This is a genomic window from uncultured Paracoccus sp., assembly GCF_947496875.1.
In the GTDB taxonomy this organism is placed as follows: Bacteria; Pseudomonadota; Alphaproteobacteria; order Rhodobacterales; family Rhodobacteraceae; genus Paracoccus.
On the sequence record NZ_CANMEH010000009.1, the window covers coordinates 1 to 19220 of the forward strand.

The 19220-nt window shown below is 65.5% G+C and carries 17 protein-coding genes, 1 tRNA gene and 1 pseudogene; 13 read left to right on the forward strand and 6 right to left on the reverse strand.

The genetic code is table 11. From position 1 onward, the window contains the following. Window positions 1-175: 175 nt before the first annotated feature. Window positions 176-841: a metalloregulator ArsR/SmtB family transcription factor gene (locus Q0938_RS11840; protein ID WP_299362512.1), complete on the reverse strand. Its 666-nt coding sequence runs from the start codon at window positions 839-841 to the stop codon at window positions 176-178. 255 nt (window positions 842-1096) lie between these two features. Here Q0938_RS11840 and Q0938_RS11845 point away from each other — a divergent pair, with 255 nt between their 5' ends. The 4 genes and pseudogenes from Q0938_RS11845 (at window position 1097) to Q0938_RS11855 (ending at window position 3646) form a co-directional block, all read left to right on the forward strand. Next, complete coding sequence (locus Q0938_RS11845; RefSeq protein ID WP_299362514.1) at window positions 1097-1966, forward strand: sulfurtransferase; 870 nt, start codon at window positions 1097-1099, stop codon at window positions 1964-1966. Window positions 1967-2113: 147 nt separating this feature from the next. Next, window positions 2114-2269 (forward strand): annotated as a pseudogene (locus Q0938_RS19415) (MFS transporter); the annotation flags it as partial. Between the two features lie 100 nt (window positions 2270-2369). Then, window positions 2370-3296, forward strand: coding sequence for an MFS transporter (locus tag Q0938_RS11850; protein ID WP_299362517.1), 927 nt, complete (start codon window positions 2370-2372; stop codon window positions 3294-3296). After that, window positions 3293-3646, forward strand: a complete 354-nt coding sequence (locus tag Q0938_RS11855) for a DsrE family protein (RefSeq protein WP_299362520.1) — start codon at window positions 3293-3295, stop codon at window positions 3644-3646. Before Q0938_RS11850 ends, Q0938_RS11855 begins: the two co-directional genes overlap by 4 nt. Window positions 3647-4057: 411 nt before the next feature. Here Q0938_RS11855 and Q0938_RS11860 read toward each other — a convergent pair whose 3' ends face one another. Both Q0938_RS11860 and Q0938_RS11865 read right to left on the reverse strand, forming a co-directional pair. Then, complete coding sequence (locus tag Q0938_RS11860) at window positions 4058-6394, reverse strand: molybdopterin guanine dinucleotide-containing S/N-oxide reductase (protein ID WP_299362523.1); 2337 nt, start codon at window positions 6392-6394, stop codon at window positions 4058-4060. 29 nt (window positions 6395-6423) lie between these two features. Then, window positions 6424-7131, reverse strand: a complete 708-nt coding sequence (locus Q0938_RS11865) for a TetR/AcrR family transcriptional regulator (protein ID WP_299362526.1) — start codon at window positions 7129-7131, stop codon at window positions 6424-6426. 360 nt (window positions 7132-7491) lie between these two features. Here Q0938_RS11865 and Q0938_RS11870 point away from each other — a divergent pair, with 360 nt between their 5' ends. From Q0938_RS11870 to Q0938_RS11905, 8 genes are all read left to right on the forward strand, one after another. Beyond that, window positions 7492-8010 (forward strand): TRAP transporter small permease subunit, encoded by a 519-nt coding sequence (locus Q0938_RS11870; protein ID WP_299362528.1) that lies wholly within the window; start codon window positions 7492-7494, stop codon window positions 8008-8010. After that, the gene (locus tag Q0938_RS11875) at window positions 8007-9302 is read left to right on the forward strand and encodes a TRAP transporter large permease subunit (protein ID WP_299362530.1); all 1296 of its coding nucleotides are present in this window, start codon (window positions 8007-8009) and stop codon (window positions 9300-9302) included. Before Q0938_RS11870 ends, Q0938_RS11875 begins: the two co-directional genes overlap by 4 nt. Window positions 9303-9346: 44 nt before the next feature. Next, on the forward strand, window positions 9347-10405 hold the full coding sequence (locus Q0938_RS11880; RefSeq protein WP_299362533.1) for a TRAP transporter substrate-binding protein: 1059 nt from the start codon (window positions 9347-9349) through the stop codon (window positions 10403-10405). A gap of 77 nt (window positions 10406-10482) precedes the next feature. Further along, entirely contained in the window at window positions 10483-11472 is a 990-nt protein-coding gene (locus Q0938_RS11885) for an NAD(P)H-quinone oxidoreductase (RefSeq protein ID WP_299362536.1), read from the forward strand. Window positions 11473-11475: 3 nt separating this feature from the next. After that, the gene (locus tag Q0938_RS11890; protein ID WP_299362538.1) at window positions 11476-12438 is read left to right on the forward strand and encodes an alpha/beta fold hydrolase; all 963 of its coding nucleotides are present in this window, start codon (window positions 11476-11478) and stop codon (window positions 12436-12438) included. 256 nt (window positions 12439-12694) lie between these two features. Continuing rightward, a complete protein-coding gene (locus Q0938_RS11895; protein ID WP_299362539.1) occupies window positions 12695-13450 on the forward strand; it encodes a glucose 1-dehydrogenase in 756 nt (251 codons plus the stop codon). A gap of 8 nt (window positions 13451-13458) precedes the next feature. After that, the gene (locus Q0938_RS11900; RefSeq protein WP_299362541.1) at window positions 13459-14676 is read left to right on the forward strand and encodes an acyl-CoA dehydrogenase family protein; all 1218 of its coding nucleotides are present in this window, start codon (window positions 13459-13461) and stop codon (window positions 14674-14676) included. Next, entirely contained in the window at window positions 14673-15701 is a 1029-nt protein-coding gene (locus Q0938_RS11905; RefSeq protein WP_299362543.1) for a phosphotransferase family protein, read from the forward strand. Before Q0938_RS11900 ends, Q0938_RS11905 begins: the two co-directional genes overlap by 4 nt. A 241-nt stretch (window positions 15702-15942) precedes the next feature. Here Q0938_RS11905 and Q0938_RS11910 read toward each other — a convergent pair whose 3' ends face one another. The 3 genes from Q0938_RS11910 to Q0938_RS11920 form a co-directional block, all read right to left on the reverse strand. Then, window positions 15943-16272 carry a hypothetical protein gene (locus Q0938_RS11910; protein ID WP_299362544.1) on the reverse strand — a complete coding sequence of 110 codons (330 nt, stop codon included), beginning with the start codon at window positions 16270-16272 and terminating at the stop codon, window positions 15943-15945. A gap of 502 nt (window positions 16273-16774) precedes the next feature. After that, window positions 16775-16849: transfer RNA gene (locus tag Q0938_RS11915), tRNA-Asn, on the reverse strand. Window positions 16850-16922: 73 nt separating this feature from the next. Beyond that, on the reverse strand, window positions 16923-17777 hold the full coding sequence (locus Q0938_RS11920; protein ID WP_299362545.1) for an MBL fold metallo-hydrolase: 855 nt from the start codon (window positions 17775-17777) through the stop codon (window positions 16923-16925). Window positions 17778-17839: 62 nt separating this feature from the next. On the opposite strand from Q0938_RS11920, the gene Q0938_RS11925 reads away from it, so the two are divergent. Further along, window positions 17840-19168: an ATP-binding protein gene (locus Q0938_RS11925; protein ID WP_299362546.1), complete on the forward strand. Its 1329-nt coding sequence runs from the start codon at window positions 17840-17842 to the stop codon at window positions 19166-19168. Window positions 19169-19220 lie beyond the last annotated feature (52 nt).

A 19220-nucleotide genomic window follows, 5' to 3' on the forward strand; every position in this document is an offset into this window, starting at 1 on the left:
TCATCCGTGGGCGTCAGGGGGAATGCAGAGAGGCCGGTGAACAGGCTCATCGAACAGCTTTCCTATTCTGGCAAATGGCAGTTCTGCACACCGTCCTGCCATCTGGCATGATGTGCAATCACTGCCGCTAGCACGAGGGGATCTGATCAGGCATCGTCACGAAAGTCCCGCCGGCTTACTGCACAGCGGTCAGCACCGGTCTTCCCTCCTCGCGCCACTCCGGCAAACCGCCCTCCAGCCGCCGCGCGTTGAGGCCGTGGCGGCGCAGGGTGGCGACGGCCTGGTGGGCGTAGACGCAGTACGGACCGCGGCAATAGGCGACGATCTCGGCGTCCGGCGCGAGCGTCGAGAGGAGCCGGTCCAGCTCCGTCGGGGTGGCGTTCAGCGCGCCGGGAATGTGGCCCGCCGCGTATTCGTCGGCAGGCCGGACATCGAGCACGGTGACGGAGCCTTCCGCGAGCCGCGCGGCGAGCTCCGCGCGGCTGACGGGTTCGGGGGCGTCCTCGCCGCCTGAAAGCCCGCGCAGGATGCGCTCGACCTGCGCGAGGTTCCGTTCGGCGACGACGCGGAGCAGGTCCATCAACGTGAGCGTCCTGGCGTCGGTCAGACGATAGATCACTGCCTTGCCATCGCGGCGGCTGGTGACGAGGCCCGAGCGACGCAACTGCTGCAGGTGCTGCGAGCAATTGGCGACGGTGAGGCCGGTCTTTTCGGCCAGCGCCTCCACGCCGCGTTCACCCTGCGCGAGCTGTTCGAGGAGCGACAGCCGGGCCGGAGCCGACAGGGCACGGGCGACGAGGGCGTACTCCTCGAGGAGGAATGTCTTCGGGCTGATTGACACGGAGCGTCTCCGGACGAAAGATCATTCAAGGGAAAGATTGAAGGATAGTGATTCTGTCATGGTCCACAACCCGCAAGCCATGTCCGAGACGATCCTGGCAACCGAAACAGACGTTCAGACTTGCCGCGTTCCGATGTCTTACCGGGGGACCGCGCCGCTGCACAGGCGGACAAAGAATGGCCTGGCCGGTCGTCACCGGACAACTCAACGGAGGAACATCATGAAACACATCTACGCCACAGCACTTTCTGCCTTATGGCCAGCACCGCCTGGGCCGTGGACCTGCCGGGTCCGCTGGTCAGCACCGACTGGCTGGCGGAACATCAGGAAGAGGTGCTGGTCCTCGACGTGCGCAACGATGACGCCAGCTTCCTCGAATCCGGCCACATCATCGGCGCGATCCCCCTGGACTTCCGCAAGGCGCGCGGCAGCGAAGACGAAGGCGGCGTCACGCTCGACAGCATGAACCTGCCACCGGAAGAGTTCTCGGCGCTGATGCAATCGGTGGGCCTCGATCAGGACGAGCCGGTCGTGCTCACCCACCGCGGACGCGGGCCCGACGATGTCGGCTACGCGGCCTACGTCTATTGGCAGCTGAAATACTACGGCCACGACAATGTGGCGCTGCTGGATGGCGGCACCGACCGCTGGATTGCCGAGGACCGCGAGTTCTGGGGTGAAGAGGAAGAGCCGGAGCCCGGCGACTTCGTTGCGGCCGAAGCGGATGACGCCGTCCACGCCACCACCGAGGACGTCAAGGCGATGGTGGATGACCCCGGCCAGGACGTGCTGGATGCGCGGTTCTTCAGTTTCTACGTCGGCATGGACAAGCGTGACACCATCCCGAAGGCCGGCCATATCCCCACTGCCGCGCTGTTCCCCTTCGACGGCGTCTTCACGGCGGATCTGACGTTCCGCCCGACGGAACAACTTGACGCCGCGGCGACCGCCGTGGGGCTGGCAGCGGATCGTCCGGTCGCCGCCTATTGCAACACCGGCCATGTTTCCGCGATCTCCTGGTTCGTGCTCAGCGAATTGCTCGGTTATCAGGGCGCCTCGCTCTATGACGGCTCGATGCTGGCCTGGGCCAAGCACGATCTTCCGACCGAGACCGCGCTGAAATAGCCGATGGCGGATACCCCTGACAGCGGCCGGTCGAACCCCCCGCTGCGTCGTGGCATCCGCGAGAACTGGCAACAGGTGGCCCACCAACTCGTCCAGGTGCTGCTGGTGGGCTTCGCCATCGGCATGACGCGCACGGTGGTGCCGGCGATGGCCGAAAGCGAGTTCGGGCTGGAGCGCGGCTCGTTCCTGCTGCTGGCCTCCTTCGTGGTGGCGTTCGGTGCGGTGAAGGCGGTGATGAACTTCGTCGCCGGCCGCTGGTCCGAGCGGGTCGGACGCAAGCGGGTGCTGTTCTGGGGCTGGATCGTGGCGCTGCCGATCCCGGTGATGATCTGGTACGCGCCGGACTGGAGCTGGATCGTCGGCGACCGTGCTGCTCGGCGTCAACCAGGGCCTCTGCTGGTCGATGACGCAGACCGCGAAGCTCGACATCACGAAAGCCGAGGAACGCGGCCTGACCATGGGGCTCAACGAGTTCTCGGGTTATGTCGGCGTCGCGATCGCGGGCATCCTCACCGCCTACGCCGCCGAATGGCTGGGGGCGCGGACCGGGCTTCTTGTGTTCGGCATGGCCGTGGTCCTGCTGGCGCTGCTGCTCACTGTGGTTTGGGTCAAGGACACGCTGCCCTGGGCCAAGGCCGAGACGGCCGCCCACAAGGCCGCCCCGCCCAAGAACCCGCCGCGCTACCCGCAGGGCGTGTCCGAACACCCCGGCACGGGCGAGGTGTTCGCGCTGATGAGCTGGCGCGACCGGCGTCTCTTCGCAATATCCCAGGCGGGGCTCGTCGAGAAGTTCGTCGATGCCCTCGTCTGGGCGCTGTTCCCCGTCTTTCTCGTGGGCCAGGGCGCGAGCCTGACCGAGGTCGGCTGGATCGTCGGCGTCTACGGCTTCGTCTGGGGCGGCGCGCAGCTCGCCACGGGGCGGCTCTCGGACCATGTCGGCCGGTTCTGGCCCAACGTGCTCGGCATGTGGATCTGCGGCGCAGGCGTGGCGATGGCGGTGCTGGGCGCCGGCACGCTCTGGTGGTCGGTCTCGGCCGGGGTGGCGGGCTTCGGCATGGCGCTGCTCTACCCGAACCTTTCGGCGGCGGTGGCCGACATCACCCCGCCCGCCTGGCGCGGCTCGGCGATCGGCATCTACCGCTTCTGGCGCGACCTCGGCTACGCGATCGGCGCGCTGGGCCTTGGTCTCGCCGCGACCATGACGGGCGCGGCCGAAGCTGCCTTCTGGTTCGTCGCGATCGCGATGTTCCTGTCCGGCGCCGTGCTGTTCTGGCTCGGCGAGGAAACCCATCCGCGCCTCAACCCGGTCCGCGAAAGAGCACCCGCATGAAACACCTGATCCTGCTGAACGACCCGCCCTATGGCACCGACCGCAGCTTCAACGGCCTGCGCATGGCCCACGCGCTGGCCAAGCACGACCCGGAGGCCGAGATCACCGTCTTCCTGATATCCGATGCGGTGCTCTGCGCCAAGACGGGGCAGAAGACGCCGGACGGCTACTACAACCTCGAACGCATGGTCCGTCGCGTCCTGTCAGCAAACGGGCGGGTCCTGATGTGCGGGACGTGCATGGACGCGCGCGGTCTGACCGAGGCCGACATGCTCGAGGGGGCCACCCGCTCGACCATGGACGAACTCGCGCAAGCTGTGCTGGCAGCGGACAAGGTCCTGGTGTTCTGAGGACGGGAATGCTGAGGCTCGCCCGCCTTCGCGGCGCGCCAGGTAGTTCACACCTGACCGTGGTGCGCGACACCGGGCCTGATGACGTAAACGCACGGATCATGCCGGAAACGCCACGACAGGCGGGCGGCACGCTGAAAGGTGCCCTGCCGCCGATCGAGCGCCTCTGTCACGCCGCCGCTGCCGGACGTCGCCCCGGGCTCAGGGGCAGGTCACCTCCGGGAAGCCCAAGGCGCTTCACATTGGCAGTTCAGCCATGGGCGACGTGCCCGATCAGCACTTGTCGCTTACGCTCGGGCGGCTTGTCCCCGGGCTGCGGGAGAATGGCAGCAGCTGCTCGTCGGCCAGCAGAAGTGCCCGCCCATTCCGCGCTCGCGGTTTCGCGATCTGAAGCGCGCAGCAGGCATTGCGTTAAGCAGGTCGATCGGCCCTCGCGGAAGGCTGATCCGGGGCGCGCCCGTCTCCTAAAACGCGGTGGTAGATGCGCAGATCCGGAATGTCCCGCGCAGTTTCGACCTGCACGAGGCAACTGTGCGCAATCGGACCCTGCGCCAGTTTCGACGTACCCTTGTCGAGCGTCAGTGTGTTCGGATTGCCATGCAGGCAGGTTTCACCGTCCGGGTCATACCAAGCCCCCGTGGCAATCTGGATCACGCCGGGCCGGATTGAGTCACTGATCCGCAGGCCTGCGAGACAAGCGCCGCGGGCGTTGAAGATGCGAACGATCTGACCCTCTTTAAGGCCGCGGGCGCTTGCATCAGCGGGATGCATCAGGACCGGCTCACGATCCTGGATACGTTCGGCGCGACTTACCGGCCCATGATCCATCTGCGAGTGCAGCTTGGTCTTGGGCTGGTTGGAGATCATGTGCAGCATTGTGTGCGCTCCGGTCTTCCCAAGCCATTCTGCAGGCTCCAGCCAGACAGGGTGACCGGGGCAATCCTCATAGCCGAAGCCTGCAATCGTTTCGGAGAAGATCTCGATCTTGCCGCTCGGCGTCTTCAAGGGATGACGCTTAGGATACCCGCGGAATTGCTCCAGCAGAATCGTCCGTCGCTCGGGCGCAGGCACACGAGTCCAGCCTTTCTGCTGTAGTTCTTCGAAGGAAGGCAGATCTATGCCCTGCCCTGCGGCCTTCTCGCGCGACAGGTCGTAAAGCCGGCGCACCCAATCCTCGGCGCTGTGGCCTTCGGAGAAGGCCTCCTCCACGCCAAGATGGGCGGCGATGCCTTTGAGGATCGTGTGATCGTCGCGTGCTTCGCCCACGGGTTCGACAGCGCGGTCCATGATCGTTACGTATGGGTCCTTGGGCGACATCGCGATATCGTTGCGTTCCAGGGACGTGGTGCACGGCAGCACGATATCGGCATGCCGTGCCAGACTGTTCCAGCACCAGTCGTTCACGATCACCGTGTCCGGCTTTGCCCAGGCACGACGCAGCCGATTGAGGTCCTGGTGGTGATGGAAAGGATTCCCGCCAGCCCACCAGACCAAACGCACATCCGGATAAGTGAGTTTCTGCCCGTTGTAGTCGACGCTGCCTCCCGGATTTTCCAGCATGTCGGTGATGCGCGCTACAGGGATGAAGCTGCGTACGGGGTTCCGGCCCTGAGGGAGCGCGGCATAAGGCACGATGCGTCGCTCCAGCCCGTTGTTGTTCATGGCCGAATACCCGAAGCCGAAGCCGCCGCCGGGCAGGCCGATCTGGCCCAGCATCGCGGCCAGGGTGATTGCCGCCCAATAGGGCTGTTCCCCGTGATCCTGCCGGGTCAGGGAATAGGACATCGAAATCATCGTGCGCTTCCGTGCCATCTCGCGGGCAAGCGCACGCAGTCGCTCGGCCGGCACTTCGCATATCGCAGCCGTCCATTCGGCGGTCTTTGGCGTGCCATCCATCTCGCCGTGAAGGTAGTCGGCGAAGCGATCGAAGCCGACCGTGTGACTGTCGAGAAAGCCCCGGTCATGCAGGCCTTCCTCCAACAGCACATGCGCAAGACCCAGCATCATCGCCACGTCGGTCGACGGCCGCAGAGCCAGCCATTCTGCGTCCAACTCCTCGAGCATATCCGACCGCAACGGGGAAATGTTCACGAAGCGTGTTCCATTCGAATGCGCAGCCAGCATACCCCCGCGCTGCACATGCGCGCCTGTTCCTCCCTGACCGATCTGCCCGTTGGAGACGGGCAATCCGCCGAAGGCCACGAACAGCTCGCAGCTCTCGGCGAGCGCCTCCCAAGAGGTAGCGCGCTCCAGCTGTTCGAAGAAATCGCCCAGAACGTGCGGCACCACCACCTCAGCTGCGGCGAAGCTGTAGGTATTGACCGAATAGGAAAAGCCGCCGATGCAGTTGAGGAACCGCTTCAACTGGCTTTGCGCGTGATGGAACCGTCCAGCGCTCGCCCAGCCGTAGCTACCGGCAAATATGGCCTCGTTGCCGTACTCGGCGCGGACCCGGACCAATTCGGCGGCGACGCGCCGTTTCGCCTCGTCCCAGCTGACCGGTACGAACTCATCCGACCCCCGTCGATCGCCATGGCTGCCGGGCCCATGTTCCAGCCAACTGCGCCGTATCGCAGGACGGGTGATCCGCAGGTCGTCGTCAAGCACGTCCACGATGCCGTGACCGATGGGCGACGGGTCGGCGTTCTCCTCGAAATCGCGCAGCCCCGTGACACGGCCGTCTTCCGTCTGCACCCAATAGGTACCCCAATGGCTGTTCGTCAGCAGGTCGCGGGTGTGATCTCTCATGTGAAAGCGCTCCTTGATGGGATCGGGTTTCAGGCCGTCGGGCTTGAATGTCTGGCAAGGTCTGCAGGTTCTGCCAGACAGGCTGACAGAACCATGTGCTGCACCGCGGCAACATAGGTGTCGATCGCCACCTGACGGCGGCGATACTTGGCACGCTTGACATACCAGTCCTGCAGCAGCGGCTTGATGAGGGCAGCCATCAGCGGAGAGGTGTCGGACCGGAACACGCCCCTGGCGATCCCCTCATTGATCGCGGCGGCAAGGTAGCTTTCGGTCAGTTCCTCACTCCTGATGGCCTTGCGCCGTTCAGCCGGTGGGAAGTTCTTGGCTTCCATGAACGCGAAGACGAACCAGGGCTGCATCGCCTCGGTCATGCGCACATGCGCCTCGATCAGCCAGCGTAGATGCGCGGCGGGATCGGTGCCCAACGCCGCGGGAGGAGCGGACAGAACGCGCTCGACCTTCGCCGTGACCTCGGACAGGATCATTTCCAGCAGCGAGTTCTTGCTGTCGAAATAGGCATACAGCCCACCCATCGACACACCCGATGCCCGCGACAGATCGCGCAGCGACATCCTTTGAAAGCCCTTGCTGTTCGACAATTCAAGCGCCGCGAGGATGATGACGCTCAGCTTGCGGAGGGCCACCTCGGTTTTCTGCACGCGAACCGTGTCACGGTGGCGGTCGAGCATGGACCGGCAGAGTGACTCGGTCGTCAGATCCTCGTAGTTCAGCACCTGAGCGGTTCCTTCTGCCTTGCGGTGATGGACCTGGGACAATGACACAGGGAGTGCTTGCCCGAGTTCACTTTCCACTCTAGCCTATCTAACGAGCACTCGCTCGAAAATAGGTTCTGAAGTAGCGGAGGGCTTTGACGACCCTGACAACTCCACCACGCCGGGCGCATTTCACGATCTGCGCCAGAGCCAAGGCCCCCTCCCGGTGTTCCTTTCTGCAACATTCTCCCTCGGCCACCCGGCTTGGCACCGCGTCGCCAGCGTCGTGCCTCGTGACACCATAGCTTCGGCAGGCGCGTCGCGTTCGCGCCCGGCCCGAAGGCCCGTCGATCGCGCGAGCAACAAACCACGGAACAGGACATGATCTTCTTGAGGCTGATTGACCGGATCAACATCGCCATCGGAAAGGGGGTCAGCTATCTGATCTGGGCCGGTATCGTCGTGCTGTGCTACGAGGTTGTGGCTCGCTACGTTTTTGGCCAGCCCACGCTCTGGGCGCATGGGTACACGCAACGCATCTTCGGCGCGTATTTCGTGCTCGTCGGCGCCTATACGCTGATCAAGCGCGATCACGTGCGGGTGGACATCCTGCTCAACACCCGCTCGCCGCGCGTGAACGCCGGGCTCGACCTGTTCAACTACGCCTTCCTGATCCTCTGGGGCGTGATCCTGACACGAGAGGGCTGGCTGTTCTTCGACGACGCCTGGTCCTTCAACGAACGTGACGACAGCGCGCTCGGCCATCCGATGTGGCCCATCAAGCTGGCGCTGTTCCTGGGGGCGGCGCTCATCACCATGCAGGGGATCGCCGAAGCTGTCCGGTCTCTTGTCCTGCTCATCAATCCCCAAGCCGACGTGAAGCGGAGCGAAGCTGCATGAGCCCTGAACTTCTGACCATCGGCATGTTCGGCCTCGTGCTGTTCGCGATCATCACCGGCGTATCCCTGTCCTTCGCGATGGGCGGCACGGCCGTTATCTTCGGCGCGCTCATGTTCGGGCCGAACGGGATGTATTCCATCGTGACCACGCTGTTCGGCAACATGTGGTCCATCCTGCTGTCGGCGGTGCCGCTTTTCGTCTTCATCGGAGTCGCGTTGGCCAAGTCGCGCATCGCCAACGATCTCTACCACGCCTTCTATCTCTGGTCCGGTCGCACGCCCGGCGGGCTTCTGCTCGGCACCTCGGGCTTTGCCGCGACGCTTTCTGCAATGACGGGCAGTTGCGCGGCCTCCACTGTGACGACTGGGCTCGTGGGCATGCCCGCGATGGAGCAGCGCCATTACGATCGTGGCTTCGTTCTGGGCACGATCGGCGCCTCCGGCACGCTCGGGATCATGATTCCGCCCTCGATCACGCTGATCCTGATCGGGATGCAAACGGGTCAGTCAGTGGGGCGCCTTTTCATGGGCGGGCTGATCGCGGGCCTGCTGCTGCTCGCAATTTTCCTGCTTTACATCGGGATTCGTGCGCGGATCCACCCCGAACTGGCCCCGGGTGCCGACGTGCGCGCGCCGCTGTCCGAGCGCATGAGTGCACTGCGCTCCGTCATCCTGCCGCTCATGATCATCCTGTCGGTCCTGATCTCGATCTTCGGAGGCATCGCGACACCCACCGAGGCCGCCGCGCTGGGCGCTGCCGCGGTGGTCTTTTCCGTCGCCGTGCGCGGCGAATTGAACCTGCAATACATCCGCGATGTCAGCCACGCGACGGCCACGATGACAGGCATGGTGATCTGGATCGTCTTCGGGGCTTCTGCCTTCATTGCGATCTATGGCGGTGGCGGCGGAACGGCCTTCATGACAGGTCTGCTGGCGGGCATGGACGTGCATCCGCTGGTGATGATCCTGATCATGCAGGCGATCACCCTGGTGCTGGGCATGTTCCTGGACCCGATCGGGATCATCCTGCTGGTGCTGCCGATCTTCTATCCCATTGTGGTGCAACTGGGCTTCGATCCGATCTGGTTCTGCATCCTGTTCCAGCTGAACCTCTGCATCGGCTACATCTCGCCGCCTTTCGGCTACAACCTGTTCTATCTGAAAAGCCTCAGCCCCGAGACGCCGATCACGGATATCTACCGCGCGGTGATGCCCTTCCTGTTGCTGATGCTTCTGACCGGCGCGCTGATCTTCACGTTCCCTGCCACAATCACCGCTTTCACGGCGATCTGACCCAAGGGCCCGGGAAACCCAAAAATACAGAGGAGGAAACGATCATGACGACCAAGACTGCGAAATCCGCAACACTCTCACGCCGCAAGTTCTTCGCCGCATCCGCAGGAGCGGCGGCCGCGACGACCCTGGCCGCGCCGCCTGCAATCGCGCAGGGAAACGTCACGTGGAGGATGCAGACCCACTGGCCGACCGGTAACTGGTATTACGAAGGTGTCTTCGTCAAATTCTGCAACCGCATAACCGAGGCCACGGGCGGAGAACTGACCATCCAGCCTGTGCAGAACGACGGCATCGTTCCGACAGGCGAGGTGTTGAACGCGGTGCGTCGCGGCCTGCTTGAAAGCGCCTTCATCTACCCGGCCTACTGGATCGGACGCATGCCCGTCGCGGCCCACCTGAACGGACATATCGGCGCTTGGGATCGACATGAGGAGATGCACGCCTTCTTCTACGAGATGGGTGCCCTTGACGTGATCCGCGAAGCGTATGCCGAGCAAGGGGTCTATCAGGCGGGTCCCGTTTCCTATGCGGGTCTGACGATCTATTCGAACCGGCCGCTGCGCACGACATCCGATTTCTCGGGCTGGCGCGTTCGCTCGACGGGGGCGGCGGCGCTCGTTTTCACCAAGATGGGAGCGACGCCCGTGTCGATCCCGGGCGGCGAGCTATATCAGGCACTGCAGACCGGCGTCGTAGAGGGCGCTCACTGGGGCTCGACCTCGACCGGTTGGGGCATGAACTTCCAGGAGGTAAACAAGTACATCATCGAACCGGACCTGCTGGGCCATCTGAACGGCGAGGTCATGGTCGGCATGGAACAGTGGAACGCGATCGGCGACGATCTGAAGGCCACCTTCAACGAAATCGTACGCGCCACTTCGGCCGATGCATCGGCCCATTTCGTGCACCGTGACCTGCTGCGCAAGCAGGACTTCGTGGCCATGGGCGGCGAACTGGTGCAGCTGGACGAGGAGGCCCAGAACAACCTTCGCCGGTATTCGCTGGAAGTGGTGGATGATTTCTCCAAGCAGGACCCGAAGTACAGCGGCCGCGTGGGCGAGATGCTGCACGAGTTCCTCAGGATCACTGGGCGCACCTGATCTCCAAGATCGTGACAAGGCCAGCGCCGCCCCGCGGCGCTGGCCCACCAGAAACAGAACTCTGAAAGTGAGCTTGGATGCAGATCCCCTCCAGCATGACCGCCGTCGAAATCTCTGCCTACGGCGGACCGGAAGTTCTGAAACCAGTAACGGTTCCTGTGCCGCAGCCCGGACCAGGGCAGATCCTGATCCGCATCGCATATGCCGGGGTGAATCGCCCCGATGCTCTGCAGCGCGCAGGAAGTTACGCGCCCCCACCTGATGCCTCGCCGCTTCCGGGTCTGGAAGCCGCAGGACATGTCGCTGCGGTCGGAGTCGGCGTGACCCGTTGGCAGCCAGGCGATGCCGTGACCGCCCTGCTGCCCGGCGGCGGCTATGCCGAATATGCATTGACCGATGCCGAACATGCCCTGCCTGTGCCCGAAGGCATGGCGATGGACCGTGCCGCCGCTCTCTGCGAGACATTCTTTACCGTGTGGACCAATGTCTTCGAGCGGGGCGGGCTGAAGGCAGGGGAGAAATTCCTGGTCCATGGCGGATCATCCGGCATCGGCACCACCGCGATCCAGCTGGCCGCCCTGCACGGCGCCCGCGTCTTTGCCACTGCCGGCGCGGACGAAAAATCCCAGGTCTGCACGGATCTCGGAGCCGAGGCGGCCTTCAACTATCGCGATGTCGATTTTGTCCAGGAGATGAAGGCCCGGGGCGGCGCCGATCTGATCATCGACATGGTTGGTGGATCGTATATTTCCCGCAATCTGGACGCGCTGGCCAATGACGGCCGGCTGGTGCAGATCGCCTTTCTGCAAGGGGCGGACGTGGAACTGAACCTGATGCAGGTGATGACACGTCGTCTGACCATGACGGGGTCCACCCTGCGCCCCCAATCCCCGGCAGCCAAGGCCGCCATCGCCCGAGCGTTGGAGTCACAAGTCTGGCCCCATCTGAGCGATGGATCCATCGGCCCGGTGATGGACAGCGAATTCCCGCTTGTCGATGCGGCGAAGGCGCATGCTCGGATGGAGAGCTCAGTTCACATTGAAAAAGTCGTCCTGAAGGTAGCCTGAGACATGGAGGACGGCCGTGACCTGGATACCTCCGAAAGCCATCTGATCTCATCAACCAGGACGCCCGATCTGAAGCTGCACCTGCGGTCACGAGACGCGGGGAACGGCAGACCGGTGCTGTTCGTGCATGGGGCGACCTTTTCCAGCCGGCTTTTCGATATACCGCATGCGGGCGTGAATTGGCTTGCGGCCGCTGCAGCTGCTGGATTGTCGCCCTATGCGCTGGACATTCGCGGCTACGGTCGTTCGAAACCCGCCGAGTTGTCCGTCGATGCGCCACCTTATGCCACGGGTGATGAGGCCATCTGCGATATTGCAGATGCCGTGGACTGGATTACCGCGCGTCACGGAGGCGCAGCCATAGCGCTGGTCGGCTGGTCCTGGGGCAGCATCACCACGGCGCGCTACATCACCGAACTCCGGTCGGATAAGGTGGCCGCGCTGGTGCTCTACGCCCCGATCTTTGCCGAACGAAACGCCGAGTGGCTCGGAATGCTGGCCGATCCGGCCGATCCTGCACGTATTTCCACCCTGCGCGCATTTCGCCGGGTGGACTTGGCCGCGACACGCACGCGCTGGGACGCTCAGATCCCTGCAGGTGCCGGGGACTGGCGGCAGGAAGCGGTACTTCAAGCCCTTGTTGCGGCTTCTCTGGAGGACGACCCCGCCAGCGACGCCACCGATCCCCCATCCTTCCGGGTACCCAACGGCGCCTTTGTGGATCTGTGGGAGTCGTTCAACGCGCGCGAACCCTACGATCCCTTCCGGCTGACCTGCCCGGTGATGCTCGTGCGCGGCGCACAGGACCCGACCTCAACCCGCACCGATGCGCTGGCTCTTTTCGATCGACTGAGCGCGACCAGACGACAATATGTCGAAATCGCCAATGGCACCCACTTCATCAATGCCGAGGCACAGGCGGGTCGGTTGTTCACCAGCGTGCATGGCTTCCTGCGCGATGTATGATGCCGGCGCGCGCCGCAGCTGCGTGCGGCATCGACCCGGTGCACTTCGGGATTTCTGTGGTCATCAACATCAGGACGGGTCTGCTCACACGTCGCTTGCGGCCAATCCACACGCGGCGTCGTTGACAAACGAATTCCAGTCACGGCTTTGGTGCGCCAGATCGGATTGTTCCCCGTGACCTGCCTGTTGATGCTGGCGGCGATCAGCTATGTGCCCGCCAATGCGCTCTTTCACGACATCCTGCCGGGATAAGGACATGACAAAGGAAGTGCAGATACTCCCCAGAACAATCCTCGTGACCGGTGCATCGAGCGGTCTCGGGGCGCATTTCGCGCAGCTGCTGGCCGCGGACGGCGCGCAAGTGGTCCTGGCCGCACGCAGCGCGGGCAAGACCGCCGGGCAGGTCGAGGCGATCCGGGCCGCGGGCGGAACCGCGCAGGCGGTGGCGATGGACGTGGCCGATCCCGCCTCGGTCGCGCGCGGCTTCGACCAGATCGACGGAGCGATCGACGTGGTGGTCAACAATGCCGGGATCACCGCGACGTCGCCCGCCCTCGACACCGACCCGGCCGAGTTCGGCGCCGTCGTGGACACCAACCTCAAGGGCGTCTTTCATGTCGCCCAGGCGGCGGCGCGGCGGATGCGCGACACCGGCGGGGGCGCGATCGTCAACGTCGCCTCGATCCTGGGCTTTCGGGTCGCGGGCAACGTCGCGGCCTATGCTGCGTCCAAGGCCGCGGTCGTGCAGCTGACGCAGGCGCTGGCGCTGGAATGGGCGCGCTACGGCATCCGCGTGAACGCGCTCTGCCCCGGTTATATCGAGACGCCGCTGAACCGCGACTTCTTCGCGACCGAGGCCGGTCAGGCATTGATCCGGCGCATCCCCAAGCGCAGACTCGGGCAGTTGGCGGATCTCGATGCGCCGCTGCGGCTGCTGTGCTCGGACGAGGCGCGCTACATGACCGGCTCATCCGTCGTCGTCGATGGCGGCCATCTCTGTTCCAGCCTGTGAGGGGTTTCATGGATTTCACCATTTCGCCGCGCATCGAGGATTACCGCCGCCGGATCGCCCGCTTCGTGGAGGACGAGCTGCTGCCGCTGGAGGCGGATCGCGCCAATTACGATCCGCATGAGAACATCCGCCTGGATGTGCTGGAGACCATCCGGGACAAGGCGCGCGCCGAGGGGTTGTGGTGCCTGCAGCTGAAGCGGGAAACCGGCGGCCAGGGCCTGGGCAAGGTCGGCATGGCGGTCTGCTACGAGGAGATGAACCGCTCGATCTTCGGCCCCGTGGTGTTCAATTCGGCCGCGCCGGACGACGGCAACATGATGGTCTTGGAAAAGGCCGGCACGCCCGAACAGAGGGAGCGCTGGCTCGAGCCCATCGTCGAGGGCCGGGTCCGGTCCGCCTTCGTGATGACCGAACCGCATCCCGGCTCGGGCTCGGATCCCGCCGGGATGATGCTGACCACCGCGACACGCGCGGGCGACAAGTACCTGATCCGCGGCCGCAAGTGGTTCATCACCGGGGCCGAGGACGCGCAGCACTTCATGCTGATCGCGCGGACTTCGGACGACCCGCGCAAGGGGCTCAGCGCATTCATGTTCGACCGCGACACCCCGGGCTGGCGGATCGACCGGCGCATCCCGATCATGGGCCCCGAGGAACATGGCGGCCATTGCGAGCTGGTCTTCGAGGACATGGAGATCCCGGCCGAGAACCTGCTGCTGACCGAGGGCGACGGGCTGAAGCTGACCCAGATGCGCTTGGGGCCGGCGCGCCTGACCCACTGCATGCGCTGGCTCGGGCTGTCCAAGCGCTGCGTCGAGATCGCCACCACCTATGCCCATGAGCGCTTCGCCTTCGGCGAGCGGCTGTCGAAGCGCGAGAGCATCCAGATCATGCTGGGCGACCTCGCCATGCAGATCGAGGTCGGCCGCCTGCTGGTGATGAAGGCCGCCTGGGCGCTGGACCAGGGCAGCTATGCCCGCAAGGAGGTGTCCATGGCCAAGGTCCATGTCGCCAACGTGCTGCACAAGGCCGCCGACACCGCGATCCAGATCAACGGCGCGCGGGGCTATTCCAAGGACACGCCGCTGGAATGGATCTACCGCTACGCCCGGCAGGCGCGGCTGGTCGATGGCGCCGACGAGGTCCACAAGATGGTGCTGAGCCGCAACCTGGAAGCCGAGGGCCGGGCCTTCTGGTCCTGGCCGGTCAGCGGAGAACAGGCATGAGCGACGTCACGCCCGAACGGCTCAACCCCTTCCTGGTGGAGCATTTCGGGCCCGGCGCGACGCGCCTGACGCGCATCGGCGGCGGGCAGTCGAACCCGACCTTCATCGTCGATCACGGCGACCGCCGGATGGTGCTGCGAAAGCAGCCCGCGGGCGAGATCCTGAAAGGCGCCCACGCCGTCGACCGCGAATTCCGGGTGATGCGCGCGCTGCAGGGCACCGATGTGCCCGTGCCCCGCACCTTGCTGTTCCATCAGGACAGGGACCTGCTGGGCACGCCCTTCTACCTGATGGACTTCGTCGAGGGCCGGGTCTTCTCCGACTGCCGCCTGCCCGACCTCTCCCCGGCCGAGCGGCGCGCGGTCTATCTGTCGATGGTCCGCACCCTTGCCCGGATGCACCGGATCCGGCCCGACGAGATCGGTCTGGCGGACTTCGGCCGCCCTGGCGACTATTTCGCCCGACAGATCCACCGCTGGACGAGCCAGCTCAGGGCGTCGAGCTTCGCGAATGATAGGGTGCTGCTCGCGCTTTCGGAACGGCTGGCCGAGCTGCAGCCGCCGGATGACGGGCTCTCCTCGATCGCGCATGGCGACTTCCGCCTGGGCAACATGCTCATCCACCCGACCGAGCCGCGGGTGATTGCCGTGCTGGACTGGGAGCTGTCGACGATCGGCCATCCGCTCGCGGATCTCGGCTTCGCCGCGATGCCCTTCCACACCAGTCCCGACGAATATGGCGGCATCCTCGGCGCCCAGACCAAGGGCATCCCCACCGAGGCCGAGTTCTTCGCCGCCTATCGTGAGGTCTACCCCGAGGTCCCACCGCCACAACCATTCCACATCGCTTTCGCGCTGTTCCGGTTCGCGGTGATCTTCGTCGGCATCGCGGACCGCGCCGCCTCCGGCACCGCCGCGGACCCCGACGCTGCCCGCTACGCCCCCCTCGCCGGTCGCTTCGCGGAGAGGGCAGGATGCGCTTGGCGGGTTATTCATTACCGCGAAGGATCGGGGATTGAACGGTGAGTGCCCGGCTATCCATTGGCAGAAAACCCCGTCACGGCGCGACGGCGTAAACCTGCACGGGGCGGCACGGCCACCAGTCAGGCCGAATGGCCCGCGGAACGGCAGATGACACGCGGAATGCTGGCAGCAGCAGGGCCTCGACATCGGCATGATGCCGGGGCCATGCCAGCGTCAGACTGTGGCACGACTTTGGTTTGCTGTTGAAACTGAAGGCGGGCCATAATGCGATTCGACAGCCGCTTCATTCAATCGGTGCATAAGTTAAGCTGCCATCTTCCGCAGCAAAGCCGTCTCCATTCGCAACCAGCGTAATGCACAGTTCGTCGTTCTCACCCGCATTGACGCAGAACGTGCCGTCGCTAAACGTCCATCTGGCATCCCTGACAACGCCGTCGCTATCGTAGGTCATCGTTCCGTCGGCATTATGTATTGTCTCGCCGCCCACACCGGCGACGTGTTTCCATTGGAACCGCTCCCCAAGGAAGCCGTCCCGCAGTTCCGAGCTTGTGATCCCCTGGGCCGCTGCGCTTGTGGTGGCGGCAAGCAAAAATAGTGTGACTATTTTGAACATCTGATTCCCCCCTGAGAGCTAACTTGTAACCTGAAAGTGGTGAAACGCTAAGTGACAACCTGAGTGCGGCCCACATCGGGGAAGCTCTCACATGGGCCTCTGACAAAAAGGGTTCTCGGCATCGAGAGGATGCCGGCGCCACTTGTCGGCGGCAAGAGTCCGCTCATTTCCCCGTGCGTTCCATGCGCGCGGCGCGCCGACCGGCTTCCTTCGGACAGGTGCTGCGCAGGCTGACTGCGAAATGTCCGGGTGCTCCGATCCGGGTGTCGCCGGTCTCCGTGCCGGTCATGTCAGTGCCACGGGAAACTTGCGGAAGCGTTAAGACGGGCCTGCGCCGGCGCCAGAAGAACATGTTTCCGCGCTTCACCAGGTAGGGTGATCTGGGCGTTGTCGTGCGTCTCCGGGCACAGCCGCGGGCACAGCAATGGGCACAGAGGACGATTAGAGTTGAGTCGCAGTGACCCCGGATAACTCTAAGAATTCGCAGGATTTTCTTGAGTATTGGCTCCGGCGGTAGGGATCGAACCTACGACCAATTGATTAACAGTCAACTGCTCTACCGCTGAGCTACGCCGGAACACGGGGGCGATGTAGCATCCGGGATTCCGGGCGTCCAGTCCCCCGGAGGGGAAAATGACGGTCCCGCGCGGTCAGCCGTGCTGCCAGCGCACGTCGCTGTGCAGCGCGCCGAGCGGCAGCACGGCGCCGAGGTCCTGAAGGGCCAGCAGATGTGCCAGGACGTTCCGCGTGGCGGCGGGCATCAGCCCCGGTGCCACGTCGTAGATGCGGGCGGCCAGGTCGGCGGCGCTGCCGGGGCGGTCGCGCAGGGCGGCCAGGATCTGTCCGGTCCGGGCCCGGCGGTGGGCCGCCAGCTCGGCCAGCCGGGGCGCCACCGCCTCGACTGCGTCCCCGTGCGCGGGCCGCAGCCGGGTCGCGCCGGTCGCCGCCAGCCGGTCCAGGGTGCGGAAGTAGTCGGCCAGATCCCCGTCGGGGGGCGAGATCAGGGTGGTCGACCATCCCATCACGACGTCGCCGCAATAGATCGTGTCGTCCGCCTGGAAACTCAGATGGTTGCCCATGTGGCCGGGGGTGTGGATCGCGGTCAGGCGCCAGTCCGGGCCCTCGACCACCGCCCCGTCGGCCAGGGTAATGTCGGGGGCAAAGTCGTGGTCAACCCCCTCGCCCCCCTGCAGACCCTGCCCGGCCAGCCGGGCCATGGTCGCGGATCGTCCGGCCGCGGCGGGGCCGAAGCCCAGCACCGGCGCCCCGGTCATCCGGGCCAGGCGGCGCGCGCCCGGACTGTGATCCAGATGGGCATGGGTGACCAGGATATGGGTGATGCGGCCCCCGGCCTCGGCCGCCGCGGCCATGATCGCGTCCAGGTGGCCGGGGATGTCGGGCCCGGGGTCGATGACCGCCATCTCGCGCGTGCCCAGCAGGAAGCTGTTGGTTCCGGGGCCGGTCAATGCCGAAGGGTTCGGGGCCAGGACGACCCGCTCTTTCACCGCGCTGCTCATCCCACTAGGCTAGCGGCTCGTCACCGGGGGTGCCACGGGAATTGACCGGCATGGATTTTTCCTGGCTCAAGCGGATCATGCCCCGCGGGCTCTATGGCCGCGCCGCGCTGATCCTGTTCCTGCCGGTCACAGTGGTGTCGGTGGTCGTCACGATCATGTTCCTGCAGCGCCATTTCGAGGACGTGACCCGGCAGATGACCGACAACATGGCGCGCGAGCTGGCGCTGGTCGCCGACCGGATGGCCGGGCCGTCGCCGCAGGCGATCGATGCCGCGCGGGCGCTGGCCGTGCCGCTGGGGATCGAGCTGACGGTGCCTGCGCCGCCGGTGGCCGATCGGCGGGTGTTCATCGACTTCTCCGGCCGGGTGGTCATCGCCCGCCTGCACGAACAGCTGCCTGCGGTCACCGGCGTGGACCTGTCGAACCTGCGCGAGGTCCGGGTGGCGATGATCGGCACGCCCCCCTTCGCGATGAGCTTTCCGCGGTCGCGGGTCAGCGCGTCGAACCCGCACCAGCTGCTGGTGCTGCTGCTGGCGACGTCGCTGCTGATCACGGCGATCGCCGCCGTCTTCCTGCGCAACCAGCTGCGGCCGATCTCGCGGCTGGCGCGGGCGGCCGAGGCGTATGGCCGCGGCCGGATCGTGCCCTATCGCCCGGCCGGCGCGGCCGAGGTGCGCAGCGCCGGGAACGCGTTTCTCGACATGCGCAACCGGCTGGAACGGCACAACGACCAGCGCAAGCTGATGCTGTCCGGGGTGGGCCACGACCTGCGCACGCCGCTGACCCGGCTCAGGCTGGGGCTGTCGATGCTGTCCCCCGACCTGCCGCCGGACCCGGCCGAGATCGACGACATGCATCGCGACGTCGCCGAGCTGGGGCGTCTGGTGGACGCGTTCATGGATCACGCCCGCGACGCCGCCCATGACGCGCCGGTGCAGCTGCAGCCGGCCCTGCCCTTCGTCCAGGCGATCGTCGCCGACGCGGTGCGGGCGGGGCAGGACGTTCGGCTGGCGGAGCTGCAGGGCGCCCCGACCGACCAGGTCGCGTTCCGGGCCCAAGCGCTGCGCCGGGCGGTCGAGAACCTGATCGGCAATGCGGTGCGCTACGGGACCCGCGCCGAGGTCGAGGCCGCGGTCGGGCCGAAGAGCTTTCGCATCTCGGTGGAGGATGACGGCCCCGGTATCCCGGCCGAACGCCGGGACGAGGCGCAGCGGCCGTTCACCCGCCTCGACCCCGCCCGCAACCAGGACCGGGGTGGCGGGGTCGGGCTGGGACTGGCCATCGCCGCCGATGTCGCCCGGGCACATGGCGGGCAGCTGCGTCTCGGGGACGGCCAGCACCTGCTCGGCCTGCGGGCCGAGATCGTCATTCCCCGGTGATGGTCGCGGCCATGCGCGGACCCCAGCTGCCGCGGGCGACCTGACCCGGGGA

Coding starts and splice junctions, on each gene's coding strand:
- Q0938_RS11845 (WP_299362514.1), top strand. CDS start 1,097: ATGGCCAGCACCGCCTGGGCCGTGGACCTGCCGGGTCCGCTGGTCAGC.
- Q0938_RS11850 (WP_299362517.1), top strand. CDS start 2,370: ATGACGCAGACCGCGAAGCTCGACATCACGAAAGCCGAGGAACGCGGC.
- Q0938_RS11855 (WP_299362520.1), top strand. CDS start 3,293: ATGAAACACCTGATCCTGCTGAACGACCCGCCCTATGGCACCGACCGC.
- Q0938_RS11860 (WP_299362523.1), bottom strand. CDS start 6,394: ATGAGAGATCACACCCGCGACCTGCTGACGAACAGCCATTGGGGTACC.
- Q0938_RS11870 (WP_299362528.1), top strand. CDS start 7,492: ATGATCTTCTTGAGGCTGATTGACCGGATCAACATCGCCATCGGAAAG.
- Q0938_RS11875 (WP_299362530.1), top strand. CDS start 8,007: ATGAGCCCTGAACTTCTGACCATCGGCATGTTCGGCCTCGTGCTGTTC.
- Q0938_RS11880 (WP_299362533.1), top strand. CDS start 9,347: ATGACGACCAAGACTGCGAAATCCGCAACACTCTCACGCCGCAAGTTC.
- Q0938_RS11885 (WP_299362536.1), top strand. CDS start 10,483: ATGCAGATCCCCTCCAGCATGACCGCCGTCGAAATCTCTGCCTACGGC.
- Q0938_RS11890 (WP_299362538.1), top strand. CDS start 11,476: ATGGAGGACGGCCGTGACCTGGATACCTCCGAAAGCCATCTGATCTCA.
- Q0938_RS11895 (WP_299362539.1), top strand. CDS start 12,695: ATGACAAAGGAAGTGCAGATACTCCCCAGAACAATCCTCGTGACCGGT.
- Q0938_RS11900 (WP_299362541.1), top strand. CDS start 13,459: ATGGATTTCACCATTTCGCCGCGCATCGAGGATTACCGCCGCCGGATC.
- Q0938_RS11905 (WP_299362543.1), top strand. CDS start 14,673: ATGAGCGACGTCACGCCCGAACGGCTCAACCCCTTCCTGGTGGAGCAT.
- Q0938_RS11910 (WP_299362544.1), bottom strand. CDS start 16,272: ATGTTCAAAATAGTCACACTATTTTTGCTTGCCGCCACCACAAGCGCA.
- Q0938_RS11925 (WP_299362546.1), top strand. CDS start 17,840: ATGGATTTTTCCTGGCTCAAGCGGATCATGCCCCGCGGGCTCTATGGC.